This window comes from Nocardia transvalensis NBRC 15921 (genome assembly GCF_000308875.1).
GTDB classification, from domain to species: domain Bacteria; phylum Actinomycetota; class Actinomycetes; order Mycobacteriales; family Mycobacteriaceae; genus Nocardia; species Nocardia transvalensis.
Genome location: NZ_BAGL01000105.1, coordinates 1 through 234, shown reverse-complemented (window position 1 = coordinate 234; position 234 = coordinate 1). Strand labels below are relative to the sequence as shown.

The window sequence follows — 234 nt, the reverse complement described above, 5'->3', positions numbered from 1 at the left end:
TGAGGTATCCGGCGGCGCGGTCGGCGACACAGCGGGGGTGGTAGTGCCAGGCCGGGGTGATGCCGTGGCGGGCGAGCATCCCGGTCAGGATGCGCTGGTCGAACGCGGGATTGACGCCGATGAGGTGCGCGCCGGTGGTCCAGGCGGTCACGAGGACCGCGGCGAAGGCTTCCTCGACACCGACGGTGAGACCGGTCGGGAATTGCCGCCAATCGGGGATATGGCTGGTGGTCG

The 234-nt window shown here is 70.1% G+C and carries 1 pseudogene; it reads right to left on the bottom strand.

The window, feature by feature from the left end:
* Positions 1–234, bottom strand: a pseudogene (locus tag ON41_RS30680) (hypothetical protein); the annotation flags it as partial.